Genomic DNA, 18,578 nt, shown 5'->3' on the forward strand with positions numbered 1-18,578 from the left:
GATTTAACGAAGGGCGGTCCGTCGTTACTCCGGCCTTTCCAACTGGGCCCCGGCCTCCGCCGGGGTGGTGCCGTTAAAGCGAGAGGGGGTTGCGATTGGAACGGCCTTCTCCCCCTCGGGGAGAAGGTGGCGCGCCTGCGCCGGATGAGGGGTGGTTGGGGTGCGCGCCCGAGCCTCACGCCCCCTCACCCTCCTACGCTTCGCGCGGGCCCCTCCCTCTCCCCAAGGGGAGAGGGGTTTTACGGGGCGCGGCTTTTCGCTACCCGCACCGTGATGTCGAGCCCCGCCCCTACCCCCATGATGACGCAGTATCTCGGCCTGAAGGCGGAGGCGCAGGATTGCTTGCTGTTCTACCGGATGGGCGATTTTTTCGAACTGTTCATGGACGATGCGCGGATCGCGGCGGGGGTGCTCGATATCGCGCTGACCGCGCGCGGCGAGCATGAGGGCAAGCCGATCCCGATGTGCGGCGTGCCGGTGCATGCGGCGACTGTGTATCTGCAACGGCTGATCAAGGCGGGCCACCGCGTCGCGATCGCCGAGCAGGTCGAGAGCCCGGCCGAAGCCAAGGCGCGCGGCGGATCGAAGGCGCTCGTCGCGCGGGCGATCGTCCGCGTGGTGACCGCGGGGACGCTGACCGAGGAGGCGCTGCTCGACGCGCGCTCGGATAACTGGTGCGTGGCGATCGGCGAGGCTGGCGGATCGGTGGCGATCGCCGCGGCGGACGTGTCGACCGGGCGGTTCGAGATCGTCGAGGTTGCAGGGGATGCGGTCGAGGCGGAACTCGCGCGGCTCGGCGCGGCCGAAGTCGTGGCATCGGAGGCGAGCGCTTTCGAGGAAGCCGCTACCACGTTGCGCCCGAAGATCGACTTCGACAGCGGCGCGGGCGAGGCTCGGCTGAAGCGACTGTACGGCGTGGCGACGCTCGACGGGTTCGGGCAGTTCGGACGCGCGGGGCTCGCCGCAGCGGGCGGGCTGGTTGCGTATCTGGAGCACAACGCGAAGGGCACGATGCCCTTCCTCCGCCCCCCGCGGATCGGGCGCGCGGCGGAGACGATGGCGATCGACGCCGCCACTCGCGAGAGCTTGGAGCTGACCTGCACCACCGGCGGCGTGCGCAAAGGCAGCCTGCTCGACGCGGTCGACCGGACCGTCACGGGCGCCGGCGCGCGGTTGCTCGGCGCGGACCTCGGTGCGCCATTGATGGACAAGGCGGCGATCGACGCGCGGCTCGACTTGGTGCGGCTGTTCCACGACGACCAGGCGGCGCGCGAGCGGTTGCGCTCGACCTTGCGCGCACTGCCGGACATCGGCCGCGCGCTCGGGCGGCTGGCGGCAGGGCGTGGCGGCCCACGCGATCTCGGGCAGTTGCGCGACGGGCTGGACGGCGCCTGGAGCCTCGGCGAGCGGATGGACGCGATCGTCGATCCGCCGGTGCTGCTCCGGGACATCGCGCCGAGATTGCGCGGGCACGGCGCGCTGATCGACCTGCTCAAGCGCGCGCTGGTGCCGTCGCCACCGATCGAGGCGTCGGACGGCGGGTATATCGCGGCAGGCTATGACGCCGCACTCGACGACCTGCGCGATGCAGGCGCTGGTGGGCGGCGCGCGATCGCCGCGCTGGAGGCGGAGTTCCGCACCGCGACCGGCGTCACCGCGCTGAAGATCCGCCACAACGGCGTGCTCGGCTATCATGTCGAGGTTCCCGCGCGGGCAGCGGATCCGCTGATGAAACCCGAGAGCGGCTTCACGCATCGCCAGACGCTCGCGGGCGTCGTGCGGTTCAACACCCCTGCCCTGCACGAAGTCGCGGCGAAAGTGTCGCAGGCCGGCGCGCATGCGCTGGCGGCGGAGGCGGCGCATCTCGAGGAACTCACCGCACAAGCCCTCGCCGGTCGCGAGGCGATTGCGGCAACCGCCGATGCGCTCGCGCGGCTCGACGTCGCGGCCGGGTTGGCGGAGCGCGCCGCAGAAGGCGCCTGGGCGCGGCCTTCGCTGGTCGATCACGCATGCTTCGAGATCGAGGGCGGACGGCATCCGGTGGTCGAGGCGGCTGTCGCGAAGTCGGGCGACCGGTTCGTCGCCAACGACTGTAACCTGTCGGAGGCCTCGCGACTGTGGCTCGTCACCGGCCCGAACATGGGCGGTAAATCGACCTTCCTCCGCCAGAACGCGCTGATCGCGGTCCTCGCGCAGGCCGGGTCGTACGTGCCCGCGACCAAGGCCACCCTGGGGCTGGTCGACCGCCTGTTCAGCCGCGTCGGCGCGTCGGACAACCTCGCGCGCGGGCGCTCGACGTTCATGGTCGAGATGGTCGAGACCGCGGCGATCCTCGCGCAGGCGACGCCGCGCTCGTTCGTGATCCTCGACGAGGTCGGGCGCGGCACGTCGACCTATGACGGCCTCGCGATCGCGTGGGCGGTGGTCGAGGCGATCCACGAGGACAACCGGTGCAGGTGTCTGTTCGCGACGCATTACCACGAGCTGACGCGGTTGGCGGAACGCTGCGAGGCGCTGTCACTGCACCACGTCCGCGCGCGCGAGTGGAAGGGCGAGCTGGTGCTGCTCCACGAACTCGCCGACGGCCCGGCGGATCGTAGTTACGGACTGGCCGTCGCGCGGTTGGCGGGGATGTCGCCGGTTACGGTGGCGCGTGCGAAGGCGGTGCTGGCGAAGCTCGAGGCTGGGCGTGCGAAGACGGGGGGGCTCGCGGCGGGGCTGGACGACCTGCCGTTGTTCGCCGCCGCGGCGCATGTCGAGGAGGCTGCGTGCGACGTGCTGCGCGAGGATCTGGCGAAACTCGATATCGACGCGATGAGTCCGCGCGATGCGCTGGACGCGCTGTATCGGTTGAAGGCCCTCGCGAACGAGGGGTGATCCTTTCCCCGTGCCGGGCCCTTCGGCTTCGCTCACGGGAGCCTCGTTCCGGCATCCACTGTTCCGCACATCCGAAACAGGTGAGTATGCGGTACGGTGGGCCCCGGCCTCCGCCGGGGTGACGGAGTGGGAGGGGACAGGGCGCAACCGACTAAGAATGCGCGCGTCCTAGTATCTCACGATACGTCGATGCTAGGCGGCGGCCGGATTTAGCGGAGCGCGGGCCTTGGGCGGACATCATCACGGGCATTCTCATGACCATGGCCACGCGCACGCGGGCCACGCCGGAGGCCACTCCCACGGCGGCCACAGCCACGCCCCCGCCTCGTTCGACCGCGCTTTCGCGATCGGGATCGGGCTCAACATCGTGTTCGTCGCGGTCGAGGCGATCGTCGGCCTGCGGATCGACTCGGTCGCGCTGCTCGCCGACGCGGGCCATAATCTCTCCGACGTGCTCGGCCTCGTCGTCGCCTGGGGCGGGACGATGCTCGCGCGCACGGCACCGACCAAGCGCTTCACCTACGGGCTGAAGGGCTCGACGATCCTCGCCGCGCTGACCAACGCGCTGCTGTTGCTGGTCGCACTCGGCGCGATCGTGCTGGAGGCGTCGCAACGCTTCTCCGATCCCGCCCCGACCGCGGGCCTCACCGTCTCGATGGTCGCCGGCGTCGGCATCGCGGTCAACGCGATCACCGCCTGGATGTTCGCACGCGGGCGCAAAGGCGACGTCAACATCCGCGGCGCGTACCTCCACATGGCCGCCGACGCGCTGGTCTCGGCGGGCGTGGTGATCGCGGGTATCGTGATCTGGCGTACCGGCTTCACCTGGATCGATCCGGCGGTCAGCATCGTCATCGCGATCCTCATTTTCTGGCAGACCTGGGGCCTGCTCCGCGAGACCGTCGAGATGTCGCTGTCCGCCGTCCCCCGCGGGATCGAGTTCGATCACGTCGACGAGGCTCTGTGCGGCCTGCCCGGCGTCACAGAGATCCACGATCTCCACATCTGGCCGATGAGCACCACCGAACCCGTCCTCACCGCGCATCTGGTCATGCCGGGTGGTCATCCGGGCGATCAGTTCCTCAGCGATGCGCGGACGATGCTCCACGACACATTCGGGATCGGCCATGCGACGTTGCAGGTCGAGACGGGCAGCGGCCATGATTGCTCGATGGCGGACGCGGCGACCGTCTGAATCTGGCGGTTTGAACTTTTCCGGTGCGGTGCGGGTTACCCTGACACAGATCAGGAGAGTATCTCATGAAGAAGCATCTTATAGCAGCGTTGATGTCGGTCGCCGTCGCAGCGCCGGCGATGCTGCCGACCGCCGCGACCGCCCAGCGGTACGATGACCGCCGTGACAACAACGACCGTCGCGACCGTGACGACCGACGTGGTGACGACCGTCGCGGTGGCGATCGCAACTGGCGTGGTGACGACCGTAACTGGGATCCGTCGCGCAGCTACCAGGACGGCAAGTACCGCGAGCGCCGCCTCGGCCGTAACGACCGGATCTATCGTGGTCGCGATGGCCGCGCCTATTGCAAGCGCAACGACGGCACGACCGGTCTGGTGATCGGTGCACTCGGCGGCGGCGCGCTGGCGAACCTGATCGGTGGCGGCACGCTCGGCACGCTGGCGGGTGCCGGTGGCGGCGCACTGCTCGGCCGCTCGGTCGACCGCGGCAACGTGAAGTGCCGCTGAGCCCTAACCGGTTCTAGAAACAACGGCGGCCGAGCGATCGGCCGCCGTTTTTGTATCTACAAAATATGCCGTTCGTGCTGAGCGAAGTCGAAGCACCTGCGCTCTGGTCAGACCCTTCGACTTCGCTCAGGGCGAACGAAAGGGTCTAGTAGGCGCGGGCGACCGCGAACTCGACGGCTTCGATCATCGCATCCTTGGCGTCGCCGTTCGCAAAACCGGCGATCGAGTCGATCGCGCGTTGCCCATAATGCCGCGCTCTCGCAAAGGTGTCGTCGACCGCGCGGGTCGAGCGGATCAGGCGGATCGCGTGCTGGAGGTCGGTGTCGCTGTCGCGGCGGCCCTCGACCGCGTCCTTCCAAAACGCGCGATCCTCGGCCGAGCCGCGCGCGTAAGCCAGGATCACCGGGAGCGTCATTTTCCCCTCGCGGAAATCGTCGCCCGCGTCCTTGCCCATCGTGTCCGCGTCCGAGACGTAATCGATCGCGTCGTCGACCAGCTGGAAGGCGATACCGAGGTTGCGGCCATAGGCGTCGAGCGCGGCCTCTTCAGCTTCGGGGCGTTCGGCGACGACCGCGGAAATCCGGCAGGCGGCGGCGAACAGCGCGGCGGTCTTGGCGCCGATGATGTCGAGATACCGCTCTTCGCCGAGTTCGACGCGGCGGGCGGCGGTCAGCTGGTTGACCTCGCCCTCGGCGATCACCGCGCTGGTCGACGAGAGGATCTTCAACGCCTTGAGGCTGCCCGCCTCGACCATCAGTTCGAAGCTGCGGCTGAACAGGAAATCGCCGACCAGCACGCTGGCGGGGTTGCCCCAGATGATGTTGGCGGTGCGCTTGCCACGGCGCAGGTCCGAGCCGTCGACGACATCGTCGTGGAGCAGGGTCGCGGTGTGGATGAACTCGACCGCGGCGGCGAGCAGGTGATGCTGCGTCCCCGCATAATCGATCAATTGCGCGCTCGCGAGCGTCAGCATCGGCCGCATCCGCTTGCCGCCGCCCGCGATCAGGTGACCGGCGAGTTCGGGGATCAGCGGAATCTCGGACTCCATCCGGCCGCGGATCACCGCGTTCACCTGGTCCATATCGCCCGAGACGAGCTTGACCATCGGGTCCAGCGACGGCTGGGACTCGGGATTGGGACGTACGGTTTCGAGGCGGTGGACGGTGGCGCTCATCTTCCCGAGCCTCTGCCGCCTATGCCCCGGCAAAGCAACCCTTGGTGCCCCTTGCCGTTCGTCGTCCCCGCCCGCAAAAGGCGCGGCGAACCAATGAAAGGGTGCTTCGCGTGGCTGACGAACTGCTGAACGGATACCGCCAGAGCATCGACAATATCGACGCGGCGCTGATCCACATGCTCGCCGAGCGCTTCAAGGTGACGCAGGCGGTCGGCCGCCACAAGGCGACGCACGGCCTGCCGCCCGCCGATCCGGGTCGCGAGGAACGCCAGATCGCCCGGCTGCGGCAGTTGGCGACCGACGCGCAACTCGATCCCGAATTCTCGGAAAAATTCCTGCGCTTCATCATCGACGAGGTGATCCGCCATCACGAGCGCCTCGCGCACGATCCGGGGTGAGGCGGGAGACAACGACCAAAACGTGTCGAAATGCCTCGCCTTCAAACTACCGCGTCGGCGAAATTCACGCTCCACCGAAACCTACCACCCCGGCGAAGGCCGGGGCCCAATTGGGGGACGGCAATGACGAGGCGCGGCGCGCCGTTACGACCACCTTGCCAATTGGGCCCCGGCCTTCGCCGGGTGGAGCTTCTCAAACAGGCATTTTCGGCGCCCGGACAAAGTGCGATACGGCCAAAATGCGTGACGAAAACGTCATGTCTGCTCCACGTGCCGATCATCCGGTCGGGCGCAATCGGTTGCAAATGATGTGGTTTCGCCGATCCTTGCTCGCTTTTGCCGTATTCGGTGTCGCCGCAGTCGGCTTCATGGCCTGGCTCGGCTATTTCGGTGGACCTGTGTTTACCGACATCGCGCCTTCCAAACCCCAGCGCCGCTATGCGGTCGTGTTGCTGAGTGGCGACCTCGGGCTGAAGATCGGCATGGCGCCGGAGATCGCGCGGCGGCTGGCCGCAGACGGCGTGCCGGTGGTCGCGGTCAACACGCTGACCTATCTACGCAAAACCCGGACGCCCGCGGACATCACCACGCTGATCGCGCGTGCCGAACAGCGCGCGTTGCGGCTCGGCCATACCGACCAGGTCATCCTGATCGGCCAGTCGTTCGGCGCAGACATGCTCCATGTCGGGCTGGTCGGACTTCCTCAGCCATTGCGCGCGAAAATCGCCCGCGTCGCGCTGATCGTGCCCGAGGACAACGTCCAGTTCCGCGCCTCGCCGAGCGAGGTGTTCGATCTCTGGACGCCGACCACGCCGGCGCTGCCCACCGCGCGCCACCTCACCTGGGCCCCTCTGCTGTGCGTCCAGGGCATCGTTGAGACGAATAGTCTTTGCCCGCTGTTAACGCAGGCCAATGCAAGACGCGTCGCGCTGCCCGGTGGGCATCCGCTTCACCGCGACGCCGATGCGCTCTACGACGTGATATGGCGGTTCGTCTCCGCAGCTTGAGGATCGATTGATGGTTGCTGCACTGTTGGCGCTCGCGATGATCGCGGGAAGCCCCGCTCCCCCGTCTGCCGCTCCCGCGTCTGCAGTCGAGGGAGTCTGGCACAATCCGAAGAACAGCGTGGCCGTGAAGACGGGCGCGTGTGGCGACAAACTCTGCGGCTGGGTCGTCCGCGCCAATGACGAGGCGCAGGCCGATGCCCGCGACGGTGGCACGCCGAAACTGATCGGGACTGCCTTGCTCCGCGAGTATCGCCCCAGTGGACGCGACACATGGTCGGGGCAGATTTTCGTCCCCGACATGGGACGCACGTTCGGATCGACGCTGAAGCTGGTCGACACGAACACGATCACGGTGAAGGGCTGTCTGATCGGCGGCTTCTTCTGCAAGACACAGACGTGGCACCGCGGTTGACGCACATGACCGGTATCCGCGACTGGATCGCGCATCGTCGCGGCACGCTGATCGCGCTTGCGGTGCTGGTCGTCGCCGTGCTGGGGTTCGCCGCGATCCACAAGCTGACCGCGGAGATCCGTCTATCGGAGGTGCGCGCGGCCTTCGCGGCGCTCGGCTGGCCCGAATTGTCCGCGTCGATCGCGCTGACCGTCGTCAGCTATATCGCGCTCACCTTCTACGACACCATCGCACTGAAGGTGATCGGCCACCCCTTGCGATGGCGGACCGCGGCGGTCGCCTCGTTCACCAGCTACACGATCAGCCACAATCTCGGTCTGGCGATGCTGACCGGGGGCTCCGCGCGCTATCGCGTCTATAGCCGCGCCGGTCTCGACGAGGCGGCGGTGGCGCGGGTCGTGCTGATTGCAGGGGTCACCTTCTGGGCAGGAGTGATCGCCGTTGCGAGCCTGTCGATGGCGATCCATCCGGGGATGCTGCCGATCGTCCACTGGACGATGCCACCGCTGCTTGAGCGGACGATCGGGATCGCGATCCCGCTGGCGATGCTGGGGATCGTTCTGCGGTATCGGCATGGCGGCGCACTCGGACTGTTCGGCTGGCGGCTGCCCTTGCCGAACTGGCGACAGGCGATCGCCCTCCTGCTGGTGTCCACCGTCGACCTCGCGGCGGCGAGCGCGGCGTTGTTCGTGCTGCTGCCAAACGCATCGCCAGACCTCTATCCAGTGCTGTTTCTCGGCTATGCCGTCGCGATCGTCGTCGCGTTGATCAGCCATGTCCCCGGCGGGCTCGGCGTGTTCGAGGCGGTGATTATCGCGACGATGCCGCAGGACAACGCCACGGTTCTCGCCGCGCTGCTTGCCTACCGGATCATCTATTATGTCGCGCCGCTGATCCTGGCGGCGATGCTGATGGCGTTTCACGAGGGGCGGCAATGGCGCAATCGGGATCGCGGCAAGGGTCGCGGCACCGATCCGCTGACGATCGCACTACCGCTCGCGCCGCTGCTGCTCGGCGTGCTGGTGTTCCTGAGCGGGGCGATGCTGCTCGTGTCGGGTGCGCTGCCCGCCGCGCCCGGCCGGATGGACACGCTGGCGACGATCCTGCCGCTGCCGATCAGCGAGATGGCGCACGTTGCTGCCAGCCTTGTCGGGGTGATGCTGCTGTTCGTTGCGCTTGGGCTGTACCGGCGGCTCGACGGCGCGTTCTGGGCGGCGCGCACCCTGCTCGTCGCGGGCACGCTGCTATCGATCGCCAAGGGCCTCGATTATGAGGAGGCGACGATCCTGCTGCTCACCGCCGTCGCGCTGCAATGGACGCGCGCGGCCTTTTATCGGCGAACGCGACTGACCGCCGAGCCGCTGTCGCCCGAATGGCTGGTCGGCGTCGGCGCGGCGATCGGTCTGTCGGTGCTGATCGGGTTCTTCGCGTACCGCCGGGTCGGCTATTCGAGCGACCTGTGGTGGCAATTCGAGACCAATGCCAATGCGTCGCGGTTCCTGCGCACCAGTCTCGCGGTCGGGCTCCTGTTGATCGGTGCGGCGATCTGGCGGATGTTTGCGGCGGCGCCGGTGCCGGTCGTCCACGACACGCTGCCCGACGACGTGGCTCAGGCAGCACTCGCGCACGCCGACCGCACCGACGCGATGCTCGCCTTCACCGGCGACAAGCGCTTCCTGGTATCGGACAGCGGCGATGCGTTCCTGATGTACCAGGTCAAGGGCGCGAGCTGGATCGTGCTTGGTGACCCTGTCGGCCCAAGCGAGGCGTGGTCAGAACTGCTCTGGGCGATCCGCGCGCGCGCCGATGCCGCACAGGGCCGGCTGCTGCTCTACCAGATCGGCCTCAGGATCGTGCCGATCGCGATCGAGATGGGGCTGAAGCTCGTCAAATATGGCGAAGAGGCAACCGTCGAACTCGAGGGCTTCACGCTGGAGACTCCCGAGATGCGCAGCGTCCGCAAAGCGGCGCGGGTCGCGGAACGCGCGGGCGCGCAGTTCGCGGTCGTCCCCGCTGCCGAGATGCCCGCGATCATCCCCGAGTTGCAGCAGATCTCCGACTGGTGGCTGGCCGACAAGGATCATGCCGAGAAAAGCTTCAGCGTCGGCCGGTTCGAGCCAGACTATATGGCCAAGTTCGACTGCGCGGTGGTGCGGATCGAGGGCAAGGTCGTCGCCTTCGCCAACGTCTGGGGCACGCCCAACAAACAGGAGCTGTCGGTCGATCTGATGCGCCATTCGAAGGACATGCCACAGGGCGGCATGGACTTTCTGTTCACGCGGCTGATGCTGTGGGGGCATGAGAACGGCTATCGCCATTTCTCGCTCGGGATGGCGCCGCTGTCGGGGATCGAGGCGCGGCGGCTGTCACCGACCTGGTCGAAGGTGGCGGCGTTCCTGTTCCGCCACGGCGAGCGCTTCTACGGGTTTGCAGGCCTGCGCGCGTACAAGGAGAAGTTCCGCCCGAGCTGGACGCCGCGCTACATCGCGTCGCCGGGCGGCACGTCGCTGCTGCGAGGCCTCATCGATTTGCAGGCTTTGGTGAGCCGGTAAGGCTTGCTAGGGCGCACCAATGAGCTTCCTAATGGCAATCGAAGGCGCCGACGGCGCGGGCAAGGCCACCGCCTCGGCGTTGGTGGTCGAGCAGCTGCGCGCCGCCGGCCGCACCGCCGAAATCATGTCGTTCCCGCGCTATACCGAAACGGTCGGCGGCTGGGCGCTCGGCGCGATGCTGGCCGGCACGCTCCCGCGCGGCACGTCGCCGAAAGCGGCTGCGGTGCTGTATGCGCTCGACCGCATGGAATCGCGCGAGCACCTGCTGGCGACGATGGCGGCGAACGAGGTGGTGGTGTTCGATCGCTATATCGCCTCGAACATGGCGTATCAGGCGGCACAGGTGCCTGCTGACGAGGCAGATGCGATGATGACGTGGATCGCCGACCTCGAGACGGGCTCGTTCGCGTTGCCGAAGCCCGATCTCTCGGTATATCTCGACACCCCCGCCGACATCGCCCGCGGGCTGATCCTCAAGAAGCGCAAGCGGTCCTACACCGACGATGCGTTCGATGCGTACGAGGCGGATACCGGGCTGCAGGACCGCGTGCGGATTAACTATGCGGCGATGGCCGAGGCCGGTCTACTCGGGCGCTGGGCGACGGTGTCGACGGTGACGGGCGGCGCGTCGCGGTTACCCGCGGAGATCGCGGCGGAGATCGTAGCGCTCCTAGCCTGACCCGCCGTCATCCTCGCCACGCCGAGCCACGCGCGCACGATCGGGCTTACCTTCCGCATCCGCCAGTGAGTATGACGCAGGGATGACGGACCCGGCCCTTCACGCCACAATCCTGCTCGCCAAGGATCAGACCGGTCGCGTCGGCGCCGACCGGATCGCGCTGCTCCGCGCGATCCGCGACGGTGGCTCTATCACCAGCGCGGCCAAGGTCGTCGGGCTGAGCTACAAGGCGGCGTGGGACGCGGTGCAGGTGATGAACAACCTGTTCGACCGCCCGCTCGTCCTCCCCGCAGCGGGCGGCAAGGACGGCGGCGCGAGCCCGATCACCGAGGCGGGCATCGCCGTGCTCGACGGCTATGCGGTCGCCGAGACCGAACTAGCCAGCGCGATGGCACGGATCGAGGCGAGCGTGTCGAACGGGTTGTCGTTGAAGCCTTTGCTATGGGGGATTGGGATGAAGACGAGCGCGCGTAACGTCTTGCGGGGGACCGTATCGCAGGTGACGCCGGGAACGATCGATGCCGAGGTAACGCTGGCCGTCGCCGAGGGTGTCGAGATCGTCGCGACGATCACGCGCGGCAGTGCGGAGGATCTCGGGCTGGTGCCCGGCGCGACCGCGCTGGCACTGATCAAGTCGAGCTTCGTCATCCTGGCGCGAGGCGACGAAAACCTACGGACGTCGGCCCGCAACACCCTGGCGGGGACGGTCATCGCGCGCGAAGACGGCGCGATCTCCAGCGAAGTGACGCTCGAACTCACGCTCGGCAAGACGCTGACCGCAACGTTGACCAAGGAGAGTGCGGACGCGCTCGACCTGCAGATCGGCACGCGCGCGCTGGCCTTGGTCAAGGCGAGCCATGTGATCTTGGCGGTCGAGTAACACCGCTCGCTCTACCCGATACCACCCCGGCGAAGGCCGGGGCCCAATTGGGTAACGTTGCTAACTGAGTTCGGCCTTCCGTTACTGCAACCTTTCCACTTGGGCCCCGGCCTCCGCCGGGGTGGTGCCGATCAGTCCGCGGACGTTTCTAACTTTTCCGTCACAAACCGATTCCGCATTGCAGCATAAGTAAACGGCATTACTTAGCACGCTAATGACTTCCCCCCGTGCCGCCCTCGAATCCGCCTACGCGCGCACGCTGCTCCCGCTCGCGAAGATGTGGCGGCAGGCAGCGGATCGTGCGCTGCGCGATATGAACGTCTCCGCGTCGACCGGCTGGGCACTCGTCCAGGTCGGGCGGCTCGGCGACGACATTCGCCAGACCGATCTCGCCAGCCAGCTCGACGTGACGCAGGCCTCGCTGGTCCGTTCGATCGACCAGATGACCGCGGCGGGCCTGGTCGAGCGTCGGCGCGACCCCGCCGACGCTCGCGTCAGCCGTATCCGCCTGACCACACACGGCCGCGCCCTCGTGACCACGATCGAAGCGAAATTCGCGACCTTGCGCGCGGCAATGCTCGACGACGTGTCCGACGCCGATCTCGCCACCGCGCTCCACGTCGCGGAACGGCTCGGCGCACGTTTCATGGCGGATCGCGCGCGATGAACCTCGCCCGATTCGGGGGGAAGGAAGCGCTCTTCTCCGTCAAATGCTTCGTCGCCGCGATCCTCGCTTATTACATCGCGTTGAGGATCGGGCTGACGCGCCCCTATTGGGCGGTGACGACGTCGTACATCGTCGCGCAGCCGCTCGCGGGCGCGGTGCTGTCGAAGGCGGTGTTCCGCGTCGCCGGCACCGTGCTCGGCGCGGTCGCCGCGGTCGTTCTGGTACCCAATCTGGTCAACGCCCCCGAGTTGCTCTCGCTCGGCCTCGCTCTGTGGCTCGGGCTGTGCCTCTATATCTCGCTGCTCGACCGGACGCCCCGCGCGTACCTGTTCCTGCTCGCAGGCTATACGGCCAGCATCATCGGCTTTCCCGCTGTCACGACGCCGGGCGCGGTGTTCACGATCGCCGCGTTGCGCGTGCAGGAGATCACGATCGGCATTCTCTGCGGCAGCCTGATCCACGGCTTCGTCTTTCCGCAGACCGTGACCGCGACTCTGCTCGCCCGGATCGACGCGATCCTCGCGGATGCCGAACGCTGGTCGCGCGATTCGCTCGCCGGCGCGTCCGACGCCGCGCTCGACCGCGATCGCCGACGGCTCGCGCTCGACATCAACGAGCTCCACCAGCTCTCGATCCACCTCCCGTTCGACACTGCGCGGCTCCTGCCCCGCACGCGAACGCTCCGCGCGTTGCAGGCGGAGTTGTCGATGCTGCTCCCCTTGGCCAGCGCGGTCGATGACCGCATCGTCGAGCTGAAACGCGGTGCCGACGCACCCCGTCCCGAGGCCCTCGCGTTGATCGAGGACGTCCGCGAGTGGCTGCGCGAACCTCCGCCTGTAGCGGACCGCGGCTCGACCGCGGACGCGCTGATCGAACGCGCCCGCGCGCTCGAGCCGCCGGTCGGTGACACGCTGATCTGGCGCGATGCGTTGCGGCTCAGCCTGCTCGCCCGGCTCGGCGAGCTGGTCGATGCGCACCGCAACGCGCGCGACCTGCGCGACCAGATGCGCTCGCCGTCGCGCGCGCCGGTCACCCCCGCAGTCGCCCGCCTGCTCGCCCGGATCGCCAGGCGCCCGCTCCACCGCGACCGCGGCATCGCCCTGCGCGCCGCCGCCGGGACGGTCGCGACGATCCTGCTCGGTTGCGTCTTCTGGATCGGTACCGGCTGGGCCGACGGCGCCGGCGCGGTGCTGATCGCGGGCGTGTGCTGCGCGCTGTTCGGCAACAGCGACGATCCCGCGCCGGCGATCAAGGCGTTCTTCTACGGCACCATCCTCGGCCTCGTCATATCCGCGATCTACGCCTTCGCGATCCTGCCACGCGTGACCGATTTCGTGACTCTGGTCGCGGTCCTCGCGCCGCCGATGCTGATCGGCGGGATGTACCTCGCGCGCCCGACGACTCTGCTCGTAACGCTAGGCGCACTGCTCGGCGGCCTCAACACGGTCGGGCTGAACGACCGCTTCGGCACCGATTTCAACAGCTTCATCAACGGCGGCATCGCCCAGCTGGTCGGCACGTTGTTCGCGGTGGTAACGGTCGGCCTGTTCCAGACGATCGGCGCGGACACCAGCGCGCGGCGGCTGATCCGTGCAGGCTGGCGCGAACTGGCGGTGCGCAGCGACTCGATGAGCCGCCCCGATGCGGCCGGCTGGATCGCGCGGATGCTCGACCGGATCGGCCTGCTCGCGCCGCGGCTCGCCTTGCAGGGCGAGGATCCGGGCAAGCCGCTGCTCGACGCGCTGACCGATCTGCGCGTCGGCGTTGCGGTCGGCGAACTCAAGCAGTTGCGGCTCGACGGTACGCCCGACGAGGCCGCGATGATCACGCCGGTGCTGCGCGGGATCGGCGCACATTACCGCGCCCTGCGCCCCAACGAGCCTGCGCCCCCCGAACCCGATCTGCTCGCCGGGATCGACACCGCGATGGCGGCGATGGCCACATCCACGCCCGATCGCCACCGGACGAGCATACTCGCGCTGACCTCGCTGCGTCGCAACCTGTTCCCGTCGGCGTCCCCCTATCAGGCACCAGCGTACGGAGTGGCCGCATGACCGGCGAAATCTCGATCGGCGGCGTCTATCTGCCGAGCATCCTGTTGCTCGCGGTCGCCGCCGTCTTCCTCACCGGCGTCGCCACGCGGCTGCTCGCGTTCGCCGGCGCCTATCGCGCGGTCACCTATCGACCGCTCGTCGACCTCGCCTTGTTCATCCTCATCCTCGGGCTGCTCGCCCTGCTGACCGGACCTTCCGCATGAATACCCGCCTGAAATCGCTGCTTGCCCCACTCGGTCGCTCCGCCGTCACGCTGATCATCGTCGCGCTCGCGGTGCTGGTCGCGCTGTGGCTATGGCAGCGCTACGAGACCGATCCGTGGACGCGCGACGGGCATATCCGCGCCGATATCGTCCGCGTGACGCCCGACGTCGCAGGGCTGGTCACGCAGGTCGCGGTGCACGACAATCAGGCGGTAAAGCCCGGCGACGTGCTGTTCGTGGTCGATCGCCCGCGCTTCCAACTGACGCTGGCGCAGTCCGACGCCTCGATCGCAAGCGCCCGTGCGACGCTGTTGCAGGCGCGCCGTGAAGCGCAGCGCGATCTGGCGCTCGGCGATCTGGTAGCGAAGGAAACACACGAGCAGAACGTCGCGCGCGTCGCCACCGCGTCCGCCGCGCTTGCCCAGGCGCAGAGCGCGCGGTCGACCGCGGCACTGAACCTCGCAAGGACGACGGTGCGCGCGACGGTGCACGGGATCGTCACCAACCTCGATCTCCACCCCGGCGACTACATCGCGACCGGCGCGCAGGCGATGGCGCTGGTCGACACCGATTCACTCCGCGTCGAGGGCTATTTCGAGGAAACCAAGCTCGGCAGCATCCATCTCGGCGACCCCGTAGTGGTGCACCTGATGGGCGAGCCGCAGGCGCTGCACGGCCGCGTCGACAGCATCGCCGCGGGTATCAATGACAGCGAGCGGACGAACACGACGAACCTGCTGCCGAACGTCAACCCGACCTTCAACTGGGTGCGCCTGGCGCAGCGCATTCCGGTGCGCGTGAAGCTGACCCAGGTGCCGAAGGGAACGCAGCTGATCGTCGGCCGCACCGCAACGGTGACGGTCGAGCCGCGCGTCGCGCCGGGGACGACGGCATGATGCTCGTCCCCCTCCGCCCCACCCCCCGCCGTCATCCTGACGAAAGTCAGGACCCAGGGTTACAAGCGATGTCCTGCGTGGCTCTGGGTCCTGACTTTCGTCAGGATGACGGAAGAGGGAGCATTGCGCGTATTGGCCGCCACGGTCTCGCGACGGTCATTGCCGCACTCGCCCTCGCCGCCTGCACCACCGCCGGCCCGAACTACGCCCTCCCCGACCGCGCCGCCGTCAACAACCCCTCCGCCCAGGGCCAGTTCGACAGCGGCCACGAAAAAGCGTTCGTCGACACCCCGCTCCCCGACCATTGGTGGCAGCTCTATGGCGACCCCCGCCTCGACAGCTTCGTCACCGAAGCGCTCGCCGCCAACACCGACCTGCGCGCCGCCGACGCCAACCTGCGCCGCGCCGATGCGGTCGTCGCCGAAGTCGCCGCCGGCCGTACGCTGTCGACCGTGCTCGGCGGCGGCACCTCGCTCGACCGCCCGTACACGACCGGCGGCAGCCTCCCCGGCACGCTCGACTATAACCTCGGCATCACGCTGGCCTATCCGCTCGACCTCTCCGGCCGCATCCGCCGCGGGATCGAGGCGGCCCAAGGCGACGCAGAGGCCGTTGCCGCCGCACGCGACAACGTCCGCGTCACCGTCGCAGCCGAAACCGCGCGCAGCTATGCCGCCGCGTGCACCGCCAATTCGGTGCTCGCCGCCAACAACCGCATCCTCGCCCTACAACGCCAGACTCTCAACGTGACGCAACGCCTGCAACGCGGCGGCCGCGGGACGGCCTTCGAAGTGACGCGCGCCAGAACCGCGGTAGACCAGAGCGAAGCGCTGATCCCCGCCCAGGTCGCAACCCGCACCGCCGCGCTATACCGGCTGGCGACGTTGATGGGCCGTGCACCCGCCGATTACCCGAAGGACGTCGCCACCTGCGCAAAGCCGCCCGCGCTCAACCGTCCGCTCCCGATCGGCGACGGCGCAGCGCTGATCCGCCGCCGCCCCGATATCCGCGGCGCCGAACGCACGCTCGCCGCCGCCACCGCGCGGATCGGCGTCGCGACCGCGAACCTTTATCCGCAGGTCAGCCTCGGTGGTTCGGCAGGCTTCACCGGGCCGGTGTCGTCGCTAGGCTCGACCAACGCGTTCCACCTCGGGCTCGGGCCGCTGATAAGCTGGAGCTTCCCCAACCGCCCGGTTGTTCGCGCCCAGATCGCCCAAGCCGGCGCCACCGCTGACCAGGCGCTCGCGCAGTTCGATTCGACCACGCTCGAAGCCCTGCGCCAGACCGAGACGGCACTGTCCGCCTATGCCCGCGAAGGCGACCGCAATGCAGCCCTCCGCCGCGCGCAGTCCAGCGCCGCGCGCGCCGCGGATCAGGCCGGCACGCTTTACCGCTTCGGCCGCACCGACTTCCTGTCGCTGCTGACAGCGCAGGCCGCGCTCACCACCGCGCAGGCGAACCTAGCCGCATCCGACGCGCTGCTCGTCGATCGCCAGGTCGACGTGTTCAAGGCACTCGGCGGGGGGTGGCAGGCATGAGGCTCCGCAGACGCGGGCTCGCCTCGATCAACAGCGAGATCCGCGACGGCATCATGCCTGCCGCCGACACCATCGCGCGCGTCGCCAAGGATCCGGACGCGCTGCCGCATACGCCGAGCAACTACCGCATCACCGCACTGATCATCGCGTGTGCACTGTTCATGGAACAGATGGACTCGACCGTGCTGGCCACCGCGCTGCCGACAATGGCACGCGATTTCGGCGTGCCCGCGACCAGCATGAGCTCCGCGTTGACCTCATACCTGCTCGCGCTCGCGATCTTCATCCCGGCGAGCGGACGCCTCGCGGACAGATTCGGCTCGCGCACCATTTTCCGTGCGGCGATCCTCATTTTCGTCAGCGGATCGATGCTCTGCGGCCAGGCGACCAGCCTGCCGTTCATGATGGTCGCCCGCTTCCTGCAAGGTCTCGGCGGCGCGATGATGATCCCGATCGGCCGCCTCGTCCTGCTCCGCAGCGTCGCCAAGGAGGACATGGTCCAGGCGATGTCGTGGCTGATCATGCCCGCGCTGATCGGCCCGATACTCGGCCCTCCGGTTGGCGGCGCGATCGTCACCTATCTCGACTGGCGCTGGATCTTCTACCTGAACGTGCCGATCGGCCTGCTCGGCGTGGTGCTGGTGACGCGCTTCATCGGCGAGGTGCGCGAAGACAAACCGGCGCGGTTCGACGTCCCCGGCTTCATCCTGTCGGGCGTATCGCTCGGCTGCCTGTTGTTCGGGTTCGAGATGACGAGCAGGACAGGCGAATTGCCGCGCGCGATGGTGCTCATCGCGGTCGGACTGATTGCCGGCGTCGCCTACATCCGCCACGCGAAACACCGCAGCGACCCGATCCTCGACTTGTCGCTGATGCGGATCCCCACCTTCCGCCTGTCGGTGATCGGCGGATCGCTGACTCGCATCACGCAAGGCGCGCAGCCGTTCCTGCTGCCGATGATGCTCCAACTGGGCTTCGGGATGACCGCAGCGGCGAGCGGCGCGATCACGATCGCCGGCGCGATCGGCTCGCTGGGAATGAAGGGGCTCGCCCCGCGCGTGCTGCGCCGCTTCGGGTTCCGCAACAGCCTGATCGTCGGCGGGCTATGCGCGAGTTCGGGCTACGCGGTCGCCGGCCTCTTCCGCCCCGACTGGCCGATCCCCGTCATTTTCGGCGTGCTGATGCTATCCGGCTTCTTCATGTCGTTCCAGTTCTCGGCGTACAACACGATCGCGTATGACGAGATTCCCTCGTCGCGGATGAGCAGCGCGACCAGCTTCTACGCGACGTTCCAGCAACTGATGCTGTCGCTCGGGATCTGCGTGGGGGCGGCGTCGCTGCATGTCGGAATGCTCGGCACCGGCGCGACTCGGCCGGCGCTAACGGACTTCACGCTGGCGTTCCTCATGGTGACCGCGGTGTCGGCGTCGGCGACGATCTGGAACCGCCGGTTCGAGGTGGATGCCGGGGCGGAGCTGAGCGGACACCGCGCCTAGTCGGCCGTCCTGACACCCCTATCGTCATCCTGACGAAAGTC

The 18,578-nt window shown here is 68.1% G+C and carries 16 protein-coding genes; 15 read left to right on the forward strand and 1 reads right to left on the reverse strand.

The features are described 5' to 3' along the window. Positions 1-297 precede the first annotated feature (297 nt). The 3 genes from mutS to U1763_RS13985 all read left to right on the forward strand — a co-directional run bounded on the left by mutS (position 298) and on the right by U1763_RS13985 (position 4,581). A complete protein-coding gene (gene mutS / locus U1763_RS13975; protein WP_332755665.1) occupies positions 298-2,877 on the forward strand; it encodes a DNA mismatch repair protein MutS in 2,580 nt (859 codons plus the stop codon). A gap of 226 nt (positions 2,878-3,103) precedes the next feature. Next, entirely contained in the window at positions 3,104-4,072 is a 969-nt protein-coding gene (locus U1763_RS13980; RefSeq protein ID WP_332755666.1) for a cation diffusion facilitator family transporter, read from the forward strand. A 65-nt stretch (positions 4,073-4,137) separates the two neighbouring features. After that, entirely contained in the window at positions 4,138-4,581 is a 444-nt protein-coding gene (locus tag U1763_RS13985) for a hypothetical protein (protein ID WP_332755667.1), read from the forward strand. A gap of 145 nt (positions 4,582-4,726) precedes the next feature. Here the strand turns inward: U1763_RS13985 and U1763_RS13990 are convergent, their stop codons facing one another. Beyond that, on the reverse strand, positions 4,727-5,755 hold the full coding sequence (locus U1763_RS13990) for a polyprenyl synthetase family protein (RefSeq protein WP_332755668.1): 1,029 nt from the start codon (positions 5,753-5,755) through the stop codon (positions 4,727-4,729). Between the two features lie 110 nt (positions 5,756-5,865). Here U1763_RS13990 and U1763_RS13995 point away from each other — a divergent pair, with 110 nt between their 5' ends. The 12 genes from U1763_RS13995 (at position 5,866) to U1763_RS14050 (ending at position 18,537) form a co-directional block, all read left to right on the forward strand. Next, positions 5,866-6,153, forward strand: a complete 288-nt coding sequence (locus U1763_RS13995; protein WP_132737208.1) for a chorismate mutase — start codon at positions 5,866-5,868, stop codon at positions 6,151-6,153. 239 nt (positions 6,154-6,392) lie between these two features. Then, a complete protein-coding gene (locus U1763_RS14000) occupies positions 6,393-7,160 on the forward strand; it encodes an AcvB/VirJ family lysyl-phosphatidylglycerol hydrolase (RefSeq protein ID WP_332755669.1) in 768 nt (255 codons plus the stop codon). Between the two features lie 10 nt (positions 7,161-7,170). After that, on the forward strand, positions 7,171-7,572 hold the full coding sequence (locus U1763_RS14005) for a DUF2147 domain-containing protein (RefSeq protein ID WP_332755670.1): 402 nt from the start codon (positions 7,171-7,173) through the stop codon (positions 7,570-7,572). After that, positions 7,557-10,124, forward strand: coding sequence for a bifunctional lysylphosphatidylglycerol flippase/synthetase MprF (mprF, locus tag U1763_RS14010; RefSeq protein ID WP_332755671.1), 2,568 nt, complete (start codon positions 7,557-7,559; stop codon positions 10,122-10,124). The genes U1763_RS14005 and mprF overlap by 16 nt, the downstream gene beginning before the upstream one ends. 31 nt (positions 10,125-10,155) lie before the next feature. Beyond that, a complete protein-coding gene (locus tag U1763_RS14015; protein ID WP_332755672.1) occupies positions 10,156-10,803 on the forward strand; it encodes a nucleoside/nucleotide kinase family protein in 648 nt (215 codons plus the stop codon). Between the two features lie 82 nt (positions 10,804-10,885). Further along, a complete protein-coding gene (locus U1763_RS14020) occupies positions 10,886-11,683 on the forward strand; it encodes a TOBE domain-containing protein (RefSeq protein ID WP_332755673.1) in 798 nt (265 codons plus the stop codon). A gap of 214 nt (positions 11,684-11,897) precedes the next feature. Further along, positions 11,898-12,350: a MarR family winged helix-turn-helix transcriptional regulator gene (locus U1763_RS14025; RefSeq protein ID WP_332755674.1), complete on the forward strand. Its 453-nt coding sequence runs from the start codon at positions 11,898-11,900 to the stop codon at positions 12,348-12,350. Then, the gene (locus U1763_RS14030) at positions 12,347-14,404 is read left to right on the forward strand and encodes an FUSC family protein (RefSeq protein WP_332755675.1); all 2,058 of its coding nucleotides are present in this window, start codon (positions 12,347-12,349) and stop codon (positions 14,402-14,404) included. Before U1763_RS14025 ends, U1763_RS14030 begins: the two co-directional genes overlap by 4 nt. After that, the gene (locus U1763_RS14035) at positions 14,401-14,607 is read left to right on the forward strand and encodes a DUF1656 domain-containing protein (RefSeq protein ID WP_332755676.1); all 207 of its coding nucleotides are present in this window, start codon (positions 14,401-14,403) and stop codon (positions 14,605-14,607) included. Before U1763_RS14030 ends, U1763_RS14035 begins: the two co-directional genes overlap by 4 nt. Next, on the forward strand, positions 14,604-15,503 hold the full coding sequence (locus tag U1763_RS14040) for an efflux RND transporter periplasmic adaptor subunit (protein WP_332755677.1): 900 nt from the start codon (positions 14,604-14,606) through the stop codon (positions 15,501-15,503). Before U1763_RS14035 ends, U1763_RS14040 begins: the two co-directional genes overlap by 4 nt. A gap of 131 nt (positions 15,504-15,634) precedes the next feature. Then, complete coding sequence (locus U1763_RS14045) at positions 15,635-17,041, forward strand: efflux transporter outer membrane subunit (protein WP_332755810.1); 1,407 nt, start codon at positions 15,635-15,637, stop codon at positions 17,039-17,041. Beyond that, on the forward strand, positions 17,038-18,537 hold the full coding sequence (locus tag U1763_RS14050) for a DHA2 family efflux MFS transporter permease subunit (RefSeq protein WP_332755678.1): 1,500 nt from the start codon (positions 17,038-17,040) through the stop codon (positions 18,535-18,537). The genes U1763_RS14045 and U1763_RS14050 overlap by 4 nt, the downstream gene beginning before the upstream one ends. Positions 18,538-18,578: the final 41 nt, after the last annotated feature.

It is taken from the genome of Sphingomonas sorbitolis (assembly GCF_036663875.1).
Taxonomy (GTDB): domain Bacteria; phylum Pseudomonadota; class Alphaproteobacteria; order Sphingomonadales; family Sphingomonadaceae; genus Sphingomonas.

Bases quoted from the DNA above. Each gene is read 5' to 3' on its own strand.
- mutS (WP_332755665.1), top strand. From the start codon at position 298: ATGATGACGCAGTATCTCGGCCTGAAGGCGGAGGCGCAGGATTGCTTG.
- U1763_RS13985 (WP_332755667.1), top strand. From the start codon at position 4,138: ATGAAGAAGCATCTTATAGCAGCGTTGATGTCGGTCGCCGTCGCAGCG.
- U1763_RS13990 (WP_332755668.1), bottom strand. From the start codon at position 5,755: ATGAGCGCCACCGTCCACCGCCTCGAAACCGTACGTCCCAATCCCGAG.
- U1763_RS14000 (WP_332755669.1), top strand. From the start codon at position 6,393: ATGCGTGACGAAAACGTCATGTCTGCTCCACGTGCCGATCATCCGGTC.
- U1763_RS14005 (WP_332755670.1), top strand. From the start codon at position 7,171: ATGGTTGCTGCACTGTTGGCGCTCGCGATGATCGCGGGAAGCCCCGCT.
- U1763_RS14015 (WP_332755672.1), top strand. From the start codon at position 10,156: ATGGCAATCGAAGGCGCCGACGGCGCGGGCAAGGCCACCGCCTCGGCG.
- U1763_RS14020 (WP_332755673.1), top strand. From the start codon at position 10,886: ATGACGGACCCGGCCCTTCACGCCACAATCCTGCTCGCCAAGGATCAG.
- U1763_RS14025 (WP_332755674.1), top strand. From the start codon at position 11,898: ATGACTTCCCCCCGTGCCGCCCTCGAATCCGCCTACGCGCGCACGCTG.
- U1763_RS14030 (WP_332755675.1), top strand. From the start codon at position 12,347: ATGAACCTCGCCCGATTCGGGGGGAAGGAAGCGCTCTTCTCCGTCAAA.
- U1763_RS14035 (WP_332755676.1), top strand. From the start codon at position 14,401: ATGACCGGCGAAATCTCGATCGGCGGCGTCTATCTGCCGAGCATCCTG.
- U1763_RS14040 (WP_332755677.1), top strand. From the start codon at position 14,604: ATGAATACCCGCCTGAAATCGCTGCTTGCCCCACTCGGTCGCTCCGCC.
- U1763_RS14050 (WP_332755678.1), top strand. From the start codon at position 17,038: ATGAGGCTCCGCAGACGCGGGCTCGCCTCGATCAACAGCGAGATCCGC.